Here is a 14,171-nt window from a genome sequence, read left to right on the forward strand (position 1 = left end):
AATTCGATTAAACAAGTTCTATCATCGCAAATACGCTTAATCCAAAAGATTGCGGGCATGTTAAGTGTTATGGCACAAACGCCCGCCTAGCGCTTGTATCGAACTTAAGCTAATGAGGCAAGCGGCTCCAATAACTTCTTTTAAGAAGATAAACAACTATTAGAAAAATGCATAAAAAAGCGATAATAAAAACGCCTATTCGATAACGTGTTAGCTGTACTGGCTCACCTACATAAACTAAGAAATTTACTAAATCTTCAATGGCATTATCAAACTCTTGCGTAGTCATCTCACCATCCTCAAGCTTAAGCAGATGGTTAATCGGTGCCCCTTTTTGATTAGTTTCTCTAATTGCAATAATCTGTCCTGCTAGCGGTGCTAGTACATTAGGCATTGCCACGCCTGGTATAAGCAAATTATTGCTACCAAAAGGACGGCTAGGATCTAAGTAAAAACTTTTTAAGAAGGTGTAAAGCCAGGATGCACCTCGCACGCGTGCAATTAAAGATAAATCAGGAGGAAGGGTGCCAAACCATTGCTTCGCATCTGCGGCAGGCAGGCCTATTTTAATAGGATCATGGATTTTAGCACTAGTAAAAATAAGGTTATTGAATAATAAATCCTTGTCTATCTCGCCATCAAATGTTGTTAAGCCTAAATCAGTTGCCATTTTGTTATAGCGCATATACTTTAACGAGTGGCAACCAGAGCAATAATTCATAAACATTTTTGCGCCCCGCTGCAGGCCGGCTTGATCGTGTAAATCTACTTCAACAGGCAGTAGAGGAACACTTTCATTTTCAAGTGCGTAAGAATTGATAATAACCATCAAGCTGACAAAAAGAATAATAAATTGCTTAGCACTCATCGCTCAATCCTTAGGGGCACAGCTTTACATTTTTCCATACGAGTGTAAAAAGGCATGAGGAAAAAATAAGCAAAATAAATAAAAGTAAAAATGCGTGCTAGATATTGCCTTGTTGTAGTCACAGGCACTGTACCTAAATACCCTAAGGCAATAAAGCTGATGACAAAGAAAGCTAATGCAATACGTGACCAATAGCCTTTGTAACGCATAGAACGTACGGGGCTTTTATCTAGCCAGGGCAAAAAAGCTAAGATTATTATTGCCGCCACCATAGCGATTACGCCTAATAGCTTGTCTGGAATAGCACGTAATATGGTATAAAAGGGTGTCATATACCAAACTGGCGCGATATGTGTAGGAGTAACCATGGGATCGGCTGCCGTGAAATTCGCATGTTCTAAGAAATAACCATGCATTTCCGGCGCAAAACAAACAATAGCAAAAAATAAAATAAAGAAGACAATCAAGCCCACTGAATCTTTAATAGTATAATAGGGATGAAAAGGAATGCTATCTACAGGTTTACCGTGCTTGTCTAGTGTTTTCTTTATATCGATTCCTTCTGGGTTATTGGAACCTACTTTATGCAAGGCAACAATATGCAAAAAAACCAAGCCCAAGAGCAACATAGGTATACCAATAACATGTAGAGCAAAGAAGCGCTGCAACGTGGCATTTGCAATAGTATAATCACCTCTTAACCACACAACCAAGCTATCTCCCACATAAGGAATAGCGCCGAACAATGAAGTAATTACTTGAGCGCCCCAGTAAGACATCTGTCCCCATGGGAGAAGATAGCCAAAGAAAGCCTCTGCCAACAACAATACGAACAAGGCCATGCCTAAAAGCCAAATTAATTCCCTAGGATTTTGATAGGAGCCATATAAAACGCCCCGAAACATATGAATATAGACGACAATAAAAAATGCTGAAGCACCGGTAGAATGCATGTAACGCAGTAGCCAGCCATAGTTAACGTCACGCATAATATATTCTACTGAGGCAAAGGCATGCTTGGCAGTTGGCGTGTAAAACATAGTTAACCATAGCCCAGTTACAATTTGGCTGATTAAAATAATGGTAGCTAAGGAACCAAAAAAGTAGAAAAAATTTAAGTTTTTAGGCGCTGGATAATCACTAATATGATTTTTCCAAGTACTTAGCAGTGGAAATCTCGCATCAACCCAATTTATTAAACCACGCATAACTCACTTATCCTTGTTTTTCATCTTCACCGATTATAATGACGTGATCATTAACAAAACGATAGGGAGGCACCTCTAAATTAATTGGCGCAGGAACGCCCTTAAAAACTCTCCCGGCCAAATCAAACGTTGACCCATGGCATGGGCAATAAAAGCCACCCCGCCAATGCGGTCCAAGCTCGTTAACTTGGGGAGTGTATTTAGGTGAGCAGCCTAAGTGGGTACAAATACCTACTAAAACTAAGTATTCAGGCTTGATTGAACGATATCTATTTTTAGCATAAGCAGGCTGTTGCTCTACCAAGGACTCTGGATCACGGAGTTGTTCTTCACTGTCTGGTAGTTGCTCAAGCATGGCTTTGGTGCGTCGTATTATCCAAACAGGCCGCCCGCGCCACTCTACTGTAGCCTGTTGCCCTGGTTCAAGCTTGCTTAAATCAACTTCGACAGGAGCACCTGCTGCCTCAGCTTTAGCACTAGGCAACCAAGACGATATAAAAGGCGTTAAGGCACAAGCAGCGCCTATACCTCCTAAGACACCTGTCGCTGTTAACAGGAATTTCCGTCTTTGCTCATCAATCTCTTCCTGAGATGGGAGCATGTCTGAGGTATTATGCTCAATATCATCTGTCACTATGTCTCATCCTTTGCATGCATCAATCTATCGAGTAGTATCAATGCAGTTATATCAAAGAATTCAAAAGGGGGGAAGAGATAAAGAAGGTAAACGAGTTAATTTTATGACTAAAATAAAAAATTTAGTTCTTATAAAATCAACTAGATAAAACACATTATTCGTTTAAAATGAGCAGATTATTTTTCAAAAAGATGGTTGCTTTAACTAGGCACAGGCTAACTGCCTAAATTGAAGGTCAAGGTTGGCTTTAACATAGCTTAATTTAAAAGGTAAATTTATACGCCTTGAAAAAATAAGGCGTATAAAATCTAAAGATGTTAACGTTTTGAGTATTGAGTTGCACGACGAGCTTTGTGCAAACCAACTTTTTTACGCTCAACACGACGTGAATCACGAGTTAGTAGGCCACGAGAGCGCAACTTCCTACGATAGGAATCATCGTAAGGTTCAGCATCTTCAGCTAAATCAACCTCATCATAAGCCACAAGTGCACGCGCGATACCTAAACGAACAGCACCCGCTTGGCCAGAAATACCACCACCAACAACTGTGGCATAAATATCAAATTTATCTACCACATCAACTGTTTCTAATGGTTGGCGGACAATCATGCAAGATGTTTCACGACCAAAATAATCTTCTAGTGGTCGATTATTAATTACAATCTTACCCTTTCCAGGACGTAAAAAAACTCGCGCTGTTGAGCTTTTTCGGCGGCCAGTACCATAGTATTGCTGCATTTCAGCCATAATACTTATTCCCCAATCTCAAGTTTTTTAGGTTGCTGAGCAGTATGTGGGTGCTCACTTCCAGAATAAACTTTCAGTTTACGATACATTTGTCTACCCAGAACATTTTTAGGTAACATGCCTTTTACAGCTATTTCTATTACCCGCCCTGGACTTCTTTCTTGCAATTTATCGAAAGAAATAGATTTAATTCCACCAGGAAAACCTGAATGGCGATAATAAATCTTTTCTTTAAATTTTTTCCCAGTCACTGCAACTTTGTCAGCATTAATTACAACAACATAATCCCCTGTATCAACATGAGGTGTATATTCTGCCTTATGCTTGCCACGTAGGCGACGTGCAATTTCGGTTGCAACCCGGCCTAATACCTTGTCAGTCGCATCAATGATATACCAGTCACGCTTCACTTCGTGATCTTTGGCGCTAAATGTTTTCATCAAATAACTCCATACCGCTTCGTTTGAATTGGTAATCTTCTAATTATAGAGGGGCGATTTTAACCAAAACTACAATAACCTACAAGTAAAATACGTTAAAACTTATAGAGATTATAAGATCTAAGGTGAATATTCTTTGTTCAGAAGGAGTTTTATCAGCTATTTAACCTCGTTAATTACTCATGCTTTGCAAAGCAAATTAAGTATAATTAAGCATCAATTAAGAGCTGTGGTACAATTTTATTGTCAATAAAATGACTTTGGATAATTTCATCAATATCTTCAAGCGAAGAGTAGCGATACCATATTCCTTCCGGATAAACAACAATACATGGCCCTAAACTACAACGTCCTAAACAGCCAGATTTACTTACACGTATTTTTCCAGGGCCAAATAATTCCATTTCTAATAATTTAGAACGCAAATAATCAAAAAATACCTCACCACCGGTATTAGCACAACATTGTTTACCCGCTGCCTTTTGATTTGTGCAGACAAATACATGTTTAAGGTAATGATTCAAAATCTTACTTTCCCCGTTCTTCTATTCTTATTTTAAGCTTAAGGCCAGGCTTAAAAGTAACCACACGACGAGCTACTACAGGTATTTCCTCTCCCGTTTTCGGATTACGCCCTGGGCGCTGCGGCTTATTTCGAAGGTTAAAATTACCAAAGCCCGATAACTTTACGTGTTGGCCATTCTCAAGCGCAGCTCTGATGGTTTCAAAAAACTGCTCTACCATCTCCTTAGCATCTTGCTTGTTTAGGTTTAACTCAGAAAACAAAGTTTCGGCAATCATCGCTTTACTTAGAGCATTCACGGTTAGTCCCTCAATGTAATTGCAAATTCTTCATTTAGTTTATTGATTATAGCACTAATTATTTCATTGATCTCTTCATCAATCAATGTTCGATTATTATCTTGTAAAGTTATAGCAATAGCTAGGCTTTTCTTATCTGCAGAGATATGCTTACCGGTATAGACATCAAAAACGTCAAATGACCTTAATAACTCTGGCTTAACTACCTGTACTACAACCTTCTTAATTTGATCAATGGTCACTTCTTTAGCAACTAAAAACGATAAATCACGTCGAATTTGCGGGTATTTAGAAATTTTACGATAACGAACAATATTATCCTTAGTTAAAGACTTAAGTTTAAGCTCAAATAAAATAACTTCATCCGTCAGATCAAGCGCATCTGCAATACGAGGATGCAATACACCACACCACCCAATGGTCTGGTTTTGCCAAATAAGTTCGGCTGTTTTACCCGGATGCAAAGCCGGGTGCTTGTCATTTGGTTTAAAGCAAACCTCTTCTAGCTGCAGCAGCTGAAACAAGGCTTCCAAATCGCCTTTTGCATCAAAGAAATCGATTTTCCGTTTTTCTTCAACCCAGCTTAAAGGAGCAAAATCGCCGGTTAGTAAACCTGCTAAGCAGTGCTCTTCTGCAATTTTCCCATCAACTACATTAAAAATTACACCATTTTCATAAAACTTAATAGTAGTTTGTTGGCGATGAATGTTATGAATCATAGACGCAATTAACCCAGGCCACATACTGACTCGCATCTGGGATAATTCAGAAGAGATGGGATTTAATAAGGTTAACGCGTCAACATTAGGACAAAGAATTTTTTGTAATTCTGGATCAACAAAACTGTAGCTTATCGTTTCATAATAATTTCTTGCAATAAAGAAACGATTAAATTTTGCCAGTAAGACTTCTGCCGGATTAGTAACACCTGCCTGTATGGCGGCTATCATACTAGTACCTTGAATTTTATCGTAACCGTAGAGCCTTACTATTTCTTCTACTAAATCAACGTCTAAATGGATATCAAATCGATAGGATGGTGCTGTGACTTGCCATATTGCTTCCTCTTTTTTAACACTCATTCCTAAGTGACTTAGCATTTGACCAATTTCAGTTGCCGCAATGTCTAAGCCCGTTAATTGCTTCACTTTATTAGGATTAAATTTAATGACAGGGTTAGTAGGTAGATGCTCTGGCTCTGTTTTAAGTGTAACAGGCCCTGCCTGTCCGCCTACAATCTCTAGCAGCAAAGAAGTAGCCCTTTCCATAGCAATGACTTGCAAATTAGGATCAACGCCGCGCTCAAAACGTTGGGCAGAATCAGTAAATAAATTAAAACGCCGCGCTACTTTTGCTATCGCGCGTGGATTAAAAAAAGCACTTTCTAAAAAAATATCAGTTGTTGTCTCACTAACGCCACTTTGAACGCCGCCCATTACACCAGCAATGGCAAGCGGTGTGTCATTATCTGCAATTAATAAAACACCTTCCTTTAACGTAACTTCTTGACCATCAAGTAAGGTAATCGCCTCATTTTCATGACTATAGCGAACAACGATGTCTCCCTTTAATTGATTTAGATCAAAACCATGCATAGGCTGCCCAAGCTCCAACATCACATAATTTGTGATATCAACAACAGGATGAATAACACGCAATCCAGCACGTCTTAATCGCTCTTGCATCCAAAATGGCGTTGTAGCTTGCGAGTTTATGCCTCGTATAATGCGACCACAATACTGAGGACAGGCGTCAAGCGCTTCTAAATGGATTGTTTTCTGCTCATCAATATGAGGTTTTACTGTAAGTGTTGGTATAGTAACAAGATTAGATTGGGTAAGGGCTGCCACTTCTCTGGCAATGCCCAGAACACTTAAACAATCAGCACGATTTGGTGTTAAATCAATATCTAAAACACAGTCATTAAGCACTAAGTATTCACGTAAATCAGCCCCTATGGGCGCATCTTCTGCAAGCTCAATAATACCTTCCGATACATCGAGCAATCCTAATTCGGTTGCTGAACAAAGCATACCTTGTGAAAGCTCGCCACGAATCTTAGTTTCTTTAATAGTTAAATCATTAGGTAGAATTGCACCTATTTGCGCGAGTGCTACTTTCAAACCAGTACGAACATTGGCAGCACCGCAAACAATTTTTAAAAGATAATCTTTGCCTATATTAACATCACATAATGTTAATCTATCGGCTTGTGGATGAGGTTTTGTCTGAACAACTTGAGCCACAATGACTTTGTTAAAATGTCCTGCAACAGGGTTAATTGCATCAATCTCAAGCCCTGCCATAGTTAATAAGGCAGCTAATTCTTCTACATTTAATGCAGGATTGGCCCATTCTCGTAACCAGTTTTCACTCACTTTCATTAATTCATCCGCCTACTATCAGCTTACTAGTTTAACCTCAAAAACTATTTCATCGCGTTTAAGTCAAACGCCTGTTACTTTAGGTTCTTTAAAATTGTTTTAAAAAAGCTAGTTCATTTTCAAACATCATTCTTAAATCATCAATGCCAAAATAAAGCATTGCTAACCTATCAATACCCATTCCAAAAGCCCAACCTTGGTATTGCTCAGTAGAAATATTGACGGCGTTTAAAACGTTAGGATGAACCATGCCACAACCTAATACTTCAAGCCAACCCGTGTATTTGCAAGAGCGACAGCCTTTACCAAAACACTGAGTACACTCAATATCCACTTCTGCTGAAGGTTCAGTAAAAGGAAAATAAGATGGCCTAAAACGTAAAGCTAACTCTCTTTTAAAGAAATACGCAAAAAAATCATGCAATAAACCACGTAAATTAGTTAACGTCGCATGCTCATCGATTAATAACCCTTCAACCTGATGAAACATAGGAGTATGAGTTAAATCGGAATCACAACGATACACTCGACCAGGCGCAATTAGACGCAGGGGTGGCTGTCGCTGCTCCATGGTGCGAATTTGCACCGGGGATGTATGGGTACGTAACAAATGACCATCGCCAAAATAAAATGTGTCGTGCATAGCCCGGGCAGGATGGTGGCCAGGAATATTCAATGCTTCAAAATTGTAATAATCGGTTTCGATTTCTGGTCCAGTCACAATATCAAAACCCAATTGGCTAAAATAGTCATTGATACGTTGCTTTACCTGCGTAATCGGGTGAGATGCGCCATACTTATTTTGCCGACCTGACAAAGTAACATCAATACATTCGGCAGCTAGCTTCTCTTGTAATTGCAATTCCTTTAATTGCACCATTTTTTCTTCAATCAATGAGTTGACTTGTTGTTTTGCCTGATTCACTAATTGGCCTACTTTAGGCTTTTCCTCAACACTTAAGTTAGCCAGAGATTTTAAAATTTCTGTGAGCTTACCCTTTTTCCCTAAATAATCTACTCGTATACCTTCTAAGGTAGAAATATCTTGTGCTTGGTTGATTGCATCTAGAGCTTGTTGCTGTAAGTTGATGATATGCTGCATGATTTAACTCGAAGTAAAAAAGGAGGCAAAAGCCTCCTCGTTATATATCACGACTTCCGAAAAAGTCTAATAAAATTAACTTGAAATAAGTTACTTTATTGCAATGCCGCTTTTGCTTGTTCAGCAATAGCTGCAAAACCAACTTTATCGTATACAGCCATATCAGCGAGCACTTTTCGATCAAGCTCAATAGCTGCTTTTTTCAATCCATCAATTAAACGACTATAAGATAAACCGCACTCTCTTGCTTGCGCATTGATACGAGTAATCCATAGCGCCCGAAATTGACGTTTTTTCTGACGACGATCACGATATGCATATTGTCCAGCTTTAATAACAGCTTGCTTTGCTACGCGATAGGTGCGGCTACGGGCACCATAATAACCTTTTGCTTGGTCTAAAATCTTTTTATGACGCGCTTTGGCAATCACACCACGTTTAACTCTTGGCATCTTTAAATCCTCCCCTTAACTACCGTGCAACATGCGCTCAGCTAAACGCGCATCGCATTTCTTTAACGTACCTGCTTCAACACGCAGTTGTCGTTTTTGTTTGCTCGCTTTTTTAGTGAGGATATGATTTCTATAAGCACGACGCCGCTTAATAGCACCACTTGCTGTCTTACGAAAGCGCTTCTGTGCGCCCCGATGCGACTTTAATTTAGGCATAATTTATACTCCGCATTTCTCTAAAATATAACTAATTTGGAAGAGTTAGATAATCAATATGCTTAAATGACTACTTAAAGGATCTATTTTAAGATGATTCTAAGTTTAATTTATTGTATCGATATAGAAAGCTATTGCTTTAATATCTAACTACTGCGTTATTCGCTAAACAAACTGCTTAAACCATATTTTCTCAACTAACGCAAATAGATATCCTCTAAATATTGATTCTTAACCCAACCTACTCTTTTTTCTTTTTAGGTGATAACACCATCAATAGCTGGCGGCCTTCACGTTTGGCTTGCTGCTCAATAACAGCATGTTCAGCTGTATCACTTTGCAAGCGCTCCATCAGTTTCATCCCAATTTCTTGGTGAGCCATCTCTCGGCCCCGAAAACGTAACGTTACTTTGACTTTATCACCATTCTTCAGGAAACGTATCAGGTTGCGTAGCTTGACCTGATAATCCCCATCTTCCGTCGTTGGACGGAATTTCAGCTCTTTGACTTGAATTTGCTTCTGCTTTTTCTTCGCTTCTGCCTGCTTCTTGCTCAATTCAAAGAGAAACTTGCCATAATCCATAATTTTACACACTGGAGGTCGCGCAGAGGGTGAAATTTCTACTAAGTCTAAACCACCTTCTTCTGCTGCGCGCAATGCCTCGCGCGTCGATACAATTCCCAGCTGATTACCTTCGTCATCAATTAAACGAACTTCTGGTACATTGATCTGCTCATTAACGCGTGCGCGATCGCTATCACGCTTAGTCGATACACTAATAGTTAAATCCTCCAGTTGGTTAAACATTAAAGTTATACATTCTGATTATATAACTTTATTAAAATTATTACTGCTTTAATTTTAAACTTATTTTAACTTTGCTTAAACTGCTATACTATCAGTCTCTGACATTGGAACTTGGCTTTTAGTATTTATTTCTTTCTGTAAGAAATCGCCAAGTTTCTCAATAGTCATGACGCCTAAGTCACGACCATCTCTTGATCGCACAGCAACTGAGCTTGTTTCAACCTCTTTATCACCAATAATTAATAAATAGGGAATTTTCTGCAAAGTATGTTCGCGAATTTTAAAACCTATTTTCTCATTTCTCAAGTCAAAAATGGCACGAATACCCTGTTTTTGCAAAATTTTTGTCACTTTTTGAGCAAATTCATACTGTTTTTCGCTAATAGTAAGCACTGCAGTTTGCACAGGCGCAAGCCACAAAGGCAAGCGACCTGCATAATGCTCAAGTAAAATACCAAGAAAACGCTCTAATGATCCTAAGATAGCACGGTGCAACATCACCGGTGTTTGCTTACTACCATCTTCAGCAATAAATGAAGCCCCCAAACGCTCCGGCATTGAAAAATCAACTTGAATGGTGCCACATTGCCAAATACGTCCTAAACAATCTGATAAAGAACATTCAATTTTAGGGCCATAAAATGCACCCTCACCTGGGGCATCTATCCAATTAATTTTTCTGTCTTGCATGGCTTGTTTCAAAGCGCCTTCGGCCTTATCCCAAACAGAATCTTCGCCAACTCGTTTTTCAGGACGAAGTGCTAGGCGATACTTAATTGCAGTAAAGCCAAAATCAGCATAAACAGATTCTACTAATTCTAACATCATCGCAACTTCGGATTGAATTTGTTCTTCGGTACAAAAAATATGACCGTCATCTTGAACCATGTTACGCACGCGCATTAAACCATGTAACGATCCAGATGGCTCACAACGGTGGCAATTGCCAAATTCAGAAAATCGCAGTGGTAAATCACGATAACTCTTAAGCCCTTGATTATAAATTTGAATATGGCACGGGCAATTCATTGGTTTTACGGCATAATGACGATTTTCAGTTTCAGTCACAAACATTTCGTCACGAAAATTTTGCCAATGCCCTGATTTTTCCCATAAGATTCTATCAACTAATTGAGGAGTCTTTATTTCTTGATAACCAAAATCACGTAAGCGATTACGCATATACTGTTCAAGGATTTGATAAATTACCCAACCATTGGGGTGCCAAAATACCATGCCTGGCGCAATATCTTGAAAGTGAAATAAATCGAGCGCCTTGCCAAGCTTACGATGATCGCGCTTCTCAGCCTCTTCTAAGCGATGGAGATAGGTTTCCAATTCCTTTTTATTAGCCCAAGCAGTGCCATAAATACGTTGTAGCATTTCATTGCGCGCATCCCCTCGCCAATAAGCACCAGCAACTTTTGTTAGCTTAAACGCTTTTAGGAAGCCTGTGGATGGGACGTGTGGGCCACGGCATAAATCTTCAAAGTCACCTTGCTTATATAATGACAATGCTTCATCAGCAGGAATATCAGCAATAATTTTAGCCTTATATTCCTCCCCGAGACCACGAAAATAATTTACTGCATCATCTCGCGACAACTCGCGTCGAGTAACAGGCAGGTTTTCCTTGGCCAGTTGATGCATTTTTTCTTCAATACGCTGTAGATCATCAGGTGTAAATGGGCGTTCAAATGCAAAATCATAATAAAAGCCATCTTCAATAACCGGACCTATAGTCACTTGCGCTGTAGGAAATAGTAATTTAACTGCTTGAGCTAATAAATGCGCAGTAGAATGCCTGATTACCTCCAAAGCCGCCTCTTGCTTATCTGTAATAATAACTAGCTCACAATCATGCTCAATCTTAAAACTTGTATCGACTAATTTGCCATTAATTTGCCCTGCTAGAGCTGCCTTAGCTAAGCTTGTGCTGATATTAGAAGCAACATCCTTCACAGTAATAGGGTATTCATAATACTTTACTTGGCCATCAGGTAATTTAATATTTGGCATCTTGTACTCCCTCTAACCAACTGCCAGTTAAAAATAACTTAGTATAAAATATCTATTTATTACAAAATAATCATTTCCCAGCGTCACAGCCAGGATAATAGAGCAATTTAGAGTTGTTTATGAAAATTGCCAAAGAATACCCTGCAAAAGGGCCGAGATGGTAGGCACGAGTGGGATCGAACCACCGACCACCACCATGTCAAGGTGGTGCTCTACCACTGAGCTACGTGCCTATAATTCGCCCGTAGGACGAGCGGCTCATTATATAGAAGGTTAATTTACAAAGCAAACCATTTTATACATTTATATCACTCTTTCGGCTAGGGCAAATTTTTTAAGGATAAAAGTTACTAAAAGGAAAATGCTTACAAGGAAATGTCAGGTGGTTACCTATAAAATTAGAAAAAAATTTAAACACTTAATATTCCTTTAAGCTTTCTAGTTTAAAATGCCATCACTTTTATCTCCATCGTAAAGTAAAGGGTATGTTTATGAAATTTTCTGATGTCCAAGATACATTTAATGAAACCTGGAATAAAGAGGTAGTTAAATTTTATAAAAGAATCAAAAATTTGATAGCCGAAACAGAAGCTACTCTTATCACTAGCCCTAGCTTATTAGCTCAAACAAATGACTTATTAGCAGAATTAATTAAACAATACTGTAATAATGCGCTGTATGTAGTTACAACGCTAATCAACCAAATCCCCTCTTATGAAGATCAAGCGCAAGCTCGGCAGTACTTAATTACCACTGTAAGAGAAGTTCGAGATGATCTAGTAGAATTTAAAAAAAATGGCCTGCTAAGTCCGGAAGCTCTTGCCACCGTTAATCGAACGCTATTTAACTTAGCAACTCAATACCAGGGATTTATAAAGAACGTAGAAGCTCAACAGGCAATTGAATATACGCCAATTAAACTTTCTCTAAAAGATATATCTGGTACTTTTTTTGGGCAGGTGAAGGATTTAGAACATGACTTGTCAAACACAGATGACTCATTAAATCAGTTACAATTTTAATTAAATTAGTAGAAAGCAGTCTTAAAGACTGCTTTCTACTTTTCATAACATTAATCTTATTTACCAATAGTGTAAGCCACTTGATTAGGTAAGCGAGTTTTATCTACTGGATAATCACCAGCAGGTGTTTTGTCATCATGTTTACAAATCAACGTTTCATTTTTTAGATCAAATTGCACCTTAACTTCTTTACTAGGCAAACTTACCGTATGGAAAACAAATTCTCCGCTCATTAGGCCTTTTTCAGCGCTTTTATTAACGGTAAAGACTTGTTCTGATTTACCTTCGATTTGTTGAATACCATTTGGTTGAATTTCAGCACCACTTAGTCTTACTTGAGTAACTAATAAGTTATCTGGCAAATTATTCTTAATTTTAATTTCAAAGCCATCACAAGGTGCTGCAGCAAAAGCATTTGCAGTTAAACCAGCAGCTAAAATCGCAGGAAGACATATTGTTTTAATTTTGTTCATTTCAAACCTCTCTTCTTTTTATTAAAAGTAAACCTATGGTTTAGGCAATAACTCCCTAGCTAACTAGGTTCGCCAGTTGTCAAAATGTGTTTGACAAAATTTTCTTAAACCTGACTTAAGTACAAAGTTAACATATCAGAAAATTATGTCAATACATTTTAGACAAATTAGGTTTTGTATTTTGAGACAAATTAAAATCAACTGAGATGTTTAATAAAAAAGAACATAATATAAACATGCGGATGACTTAAAAAAACAAAATCTATGTGACAATTTTTGTGTTTTATTTTTGACATAATTAATAAAGATAGGCAAATGAAACGCTTGTAAATGGAAATCTAAATTTAAATTTAGCACCATAAAATTATAAGTTATTGAATTTAAGATTTTTATATTTTTACTAGGCACATTAATTATTATTTAAGGTAAATAAGCTTGTTAAAAAACAAGCCCAATAAAATAAAATTTGACTTAATTTGTTTGACAATAGAGGCACAGTGCTTTAAATTTGTGACGTTTTTTGAGGATAAATAACACCGCTTTTGTATTATATAAACTAGCTGAAAATAAGGAATAAAAATGAAAATAAAAAGAATAAGTGCTGCTTTATTGTGCTCAGCTACCGTTCTTTTCGCAGGTAGCTCTTTCGCTCAAGCGCAAGAGCGTACTTCAAATACCATGCTAAAAGGCTATGATTTACCACCACATCAAGAACAAGTTTTTGATGGTAATTGGTTTAGCAGCCGCGTTTTACAATGTTCTATAAGAGCAGAAAAACACGAACAAAATCCACTCGTTATTGAAGCTAAAAAGAATCGCGTTGTAGTTAATGGTGTCATTCTACCTGAAGGCAGCATGATGACAGTATTAGTTAATGTTGGTGATAACATTGAATTTGAATTAGACACACGTGCGAAATTAGGCATCACAAATGGTAGTGATAACTTAATGAATATCCGCTGTGACTAATA

Annotated in this window: 16 protein-coding genes and 1 tRNA gene; 2 read left to right on the plus strand and 15 right to left on the minus strand. The window is 38.1% G+C overall.

The window, feature by feature from the left end; genetic code table 11:
• Positions 1-109: 109 nt before the first annotated feature.
• From DYE47_RS12055 to DYE47_RS12120, 14 genes are all read right to left on the minus strand, one after another.
• Positions 110-868, minus strand: a complete 759-nt coding sequence (locus DYE47_RS12055; RefSeq protein WP_115303518.1) for a cytochrome c1 — start codon at positions 866-868, stop codon at positions 110-112.
• Positions 865-2,076: a cytochrome b gene (locus tag DYE47_RS12060; protein ID WP_115303519.1), complete on the minus strand. Its 1,212-nt coding sequence runs from the start codon at positions 2,074-2,076 to the stop codon at positions 865-867. Before DYE47_RS12060 ends, DYE47_RS12055 begins: the two co-directional genes overlap by 4 nt.
• 7 nt (positions 2,077-2,083) lie before the next feature.
• Positions 2,084-2,677 (minus strand): ubiquinol-cytochrome c reductase iron-sulfur subunit, encoded by a 594-nt coding sequence (petA, locus tag DYE47_RS12065; RefSeq protein ID WP_115304084.1) that lies wholly within the window; start codon positions 2,675-2,677, stop codon positions 2,084-2,086.
• A gap of 353 nt (positions 2,678-3,030) precedes the next feature.
• Positions 3,031-3,462, minus strand: coding sequence for a 30S ribosomal protein S9 (gene rpsI / locus DYE47_RS12070; RefSeq protein WP_115303520.1), 432 nt, complete (start codon positions 3,460-3,462; stop codon positions 3,031-3,033).
• 5 nt (positions 3,463-3,467) lie between these two features.
• A complete protein-coding gene (gene rplM / locus DYE47_RS12075) occupies positions 3,468-3,902 on the minus strand; it encodes a 50S ribosomal protein L13 (protein ID WP_115303521.1) in 435 nt (144 codons plus the stop codon).
• Positions 3,903-4,111: 209 nt separating this feature from the next.
• Complete coding sequence (locus tag DYE47_RS12080; RefSeq protein ID WP_174224117.1) at positions 4,112-4,429, minus strand: (2Fe-2S) ferredoxin domain-containing protein; 318 nt, start codon at positions 4,427-4,429, stop codon at positions 4,112-4,114.
• A gap of 1 nt (position 4,430) precedes the next feature.
• The gene (locus DYE47_RS12085; protein ID WP_115303523.1) at positions 4,431-4,724 is read right to left on the minus strand and encodes an integration host factor subunit alpha; all 294 of its coding nucleotides are present in this window, start codon (positions 4,722-4,724) and stop codon (positions 4,431-4,433) included.
• A 2-nt stretch (positions 4,725-4,726) separates the two neighbouring features.
• Positions 4,727-7,108 (minus strand): phenylalanine--tRNA ligase subunit beta, encoded by a 2,382-nt coding sequence (gene pheT / locus DYE47_RS12090; protein WP_115303524.1) that lies wholly within the window; start codon positions 7,106-7,108, stop codon positions 4,727-4,729.
• Between the two features lie 88 nt (positions 7,109-7,196).
• Positions 7,197-8,210 (minus strand): phenylalanine--tRNA ligase subunit alpha, encoded by a 1,014-nt coding sequence (locus DYE47_RS12095; RefSeq protein WP_115303525.1) that lies wholly within the window; start codon positions 8,208-8,210, stop codon positions 7,197-7,199.
• Positions 8,211-8,305: 95 nt separating this feature from the next.
• On the minus strand, positions 8,306-8,662 hold the full coding sequence (gene rplT, locus DYE47_RS12100) for a 50S ribosomal protein L20 (protein ID WP_115303526.1): 357 nt from the start codon (positions 8,660-8,662) through the stop codon (positions 8,306-8,308).
• Positions 8,663-8,677: 15 nt separating this feature from the next.
• Positions 8,678-8,878, minus strand: coding sequence for a 50S ribosomal protein L35 (gene rpmI, locus DYE47_RS12105; RefSeq protein WP_115303527.1), 201 nt, complete (start codon positions 8,876-8,878; stop codon positions 8,678-8,680).
• 241 nt (positions 8,879-9,119) lie between these two features.
• Positions 9,120-9,659 carry a translation initiation factor IF-3 gene (gene infC, locus DYE47_RS12110; RefSeq protein WP_174224119.1) on the minus strand — a complete coding sequence of 180 codons (540 nt, stop codon included), beginning with the start codon at positions 9,657-9,659 and terminating at the stop codon, positions 9,120-9,122.
• Positions 9,660-9,761: 102 nt separating this feature from the next.
• The gene (gene thrS / locus DYE47_RS12115) at positions 9,762-11,705 is read right to left on the minus strand and encodes a threonine--tRNA ligase (RefSeq protein ID WP_115303529.1); all 1,944 of its coding nucleotides are present in this window, start codon (positions 11,703-11,705) and stop codon (positions 9,762-9,764) included.
• A gap of 158 nt (positions 11,706-11,863) precedes the next feature.
• Positions 11,864-11,938, minus strand: a tRNA-Val gene (locus tag DYE47_RS12120).
• A gap of 258 nt (positions 11,939-12,196) precedes the next feature.
• Here DYE47_RS12120 and DYE47_RS12125 point away from each other — a divergent pair.
• The gene (locus DYE47_RS12125) at positions 12,197-12,727 is read left to right on the plus strand and encodes a hypothetical protein (RefSeq protein WP_115303530.1); all 531 of its coding nucleotides are present in this window, start codon (positions 12,197-12,199) and stop codon (positions 12,725-12,727) included.
• A gap of 56 nt (positions 12,728-12,783) precedes the next feature.
• Here DYE47_RS12125 and DYE47_RS12130 read toward each other — a convergent pair whose 3' ends face one another.
• The gene (locus DYE47_RS12130; protein ID WP_115303531.1) at positions 12,784-13,200 is read right to left on the minus strand and encodes a hypothetical protein; all 417 of its coding nucleotides are present in this window, start codon (positions 13,198-13,200) and stop codon (positions 12,784-12,786) included.
• Between the two features lie 579 nt (positions 13,201-13,779).
• On the opposite strand from DYE47_RS12130, the gene DYE47_RS12135 reads away from it, so the two are divergent.
• The gene (locus DYE47_RS12135; protein ID WP_115303532.1) at positions 13,780-14,169 is read left to right on the plus strand and encodes a hypothetical protein; all 390 of its coding nucleotides are present in this window, start codon (positions 13,780-13,782) and stop codon (positions 14,167-14,169) included.
• Positions 14,170-14,171 lie beyond the last annotated feature (2 nt).

This window comes from Legionella beliardensis (genome assembly GCF_900452395.1).
GTDB lineage: Bacteria > Pseudomonadota > Gammaproteobacteria > Legionellales > Legionellaceae > Legionella_C > Legionella_C beliardensis.

Excerpts from the sequence above, each read along its gene's own strand:
- DYE47_RS12055 (WP_115303518.1), bottom strand. The coding sequence starts at position 868 with ATGAGTGCTAAGCAATTTATTATTCTTTTTGTCAGCTTGATGGTTATT.
- DYE47_RS12060 (WP_115303519.1), bottom strand. The coding sequence starts at position 2,076 with ATGCGTGGTTTAATAAATTGGGTTGATGCGAGATTTCCACTGCTAAGT.
- petA (WP_115304084.1), bottom strand. The coding sequence starts at position 2,677 with ATGCTCCCATCTCAGGAAGAGATTGATGAGCAAAGACGGAAATTCCTG.
- rpsI (WP_115303520.1), bottom strand. The coding sequence starts at position 3,462 with ATGGCTGAAATGCAGCAATACTATGGTACTGGCCGCCGAAAAAGCTCA.
- rplM (WP_115303521.1), bottom strand. The coding sequence starts at position 3,902 with ATGAAAACATTTAGCGCCAAAGATCACGAAGTGAAGCGTGACTGGTAT.
- pheT (WP_115303524.1), bottom strand. The coding sequence starts at position 7,108 with ATGAAAGTGAGTGAAAACTGGTTACGAGAATGGGCCAATCCTGCATTA.
- DYE47_RS12095 (WP_115303525.1), bottom strand. The coding sequence starts at position 8,210 with ATGCAGCATATCATCAACTTACAGCAACAAGCTCTAGATGCAATCAAC.
- rplT (WP_115303526.1), bottom strand. The coding sequence starts at position 8,662 with ATGCCAAGAGTTAAACGTGGTGTGATTGCCAAAGCGCGTCATAAAAAG.
- rpmI (WP_115303527.1), bottom strand. The coding sequence starts at position 8,878 with ATGCCTAAATTAAAGTCGCATCGGGGCGCACAGAAGCGCTTTCGTAAG.
- thrS (WP_115303529.1), bottom strand. The coding sequence starts at position 11,705 with ATGCCAAATATTAAATTACCTGATGGCCAAGTAAAGTATTATGAATAC.
- DYE47_RS12125 (WP_115303530.1), top strand. The coding sequence starts at position 12,197 with ATGAAATTTTCTGATGTCCAAGATACATTTAATGAAACCTGGAATAAA.
- DYE47_RS12130 (WP_115303531.1), bottom strand. The coding sequence starts at position 13,200 with ATGAACAAAATTAAAACAATATGTCTTCCTGCGATTTTAGCTGCTGGT.
- DYE47_RS12135 (WP_115303532.1), top strand. The coding sequence starts at position 13,780 with ATGAAAATAAAAAGAATAAGTGCTGCTTTATTGTGCTCAGCTACCGTT.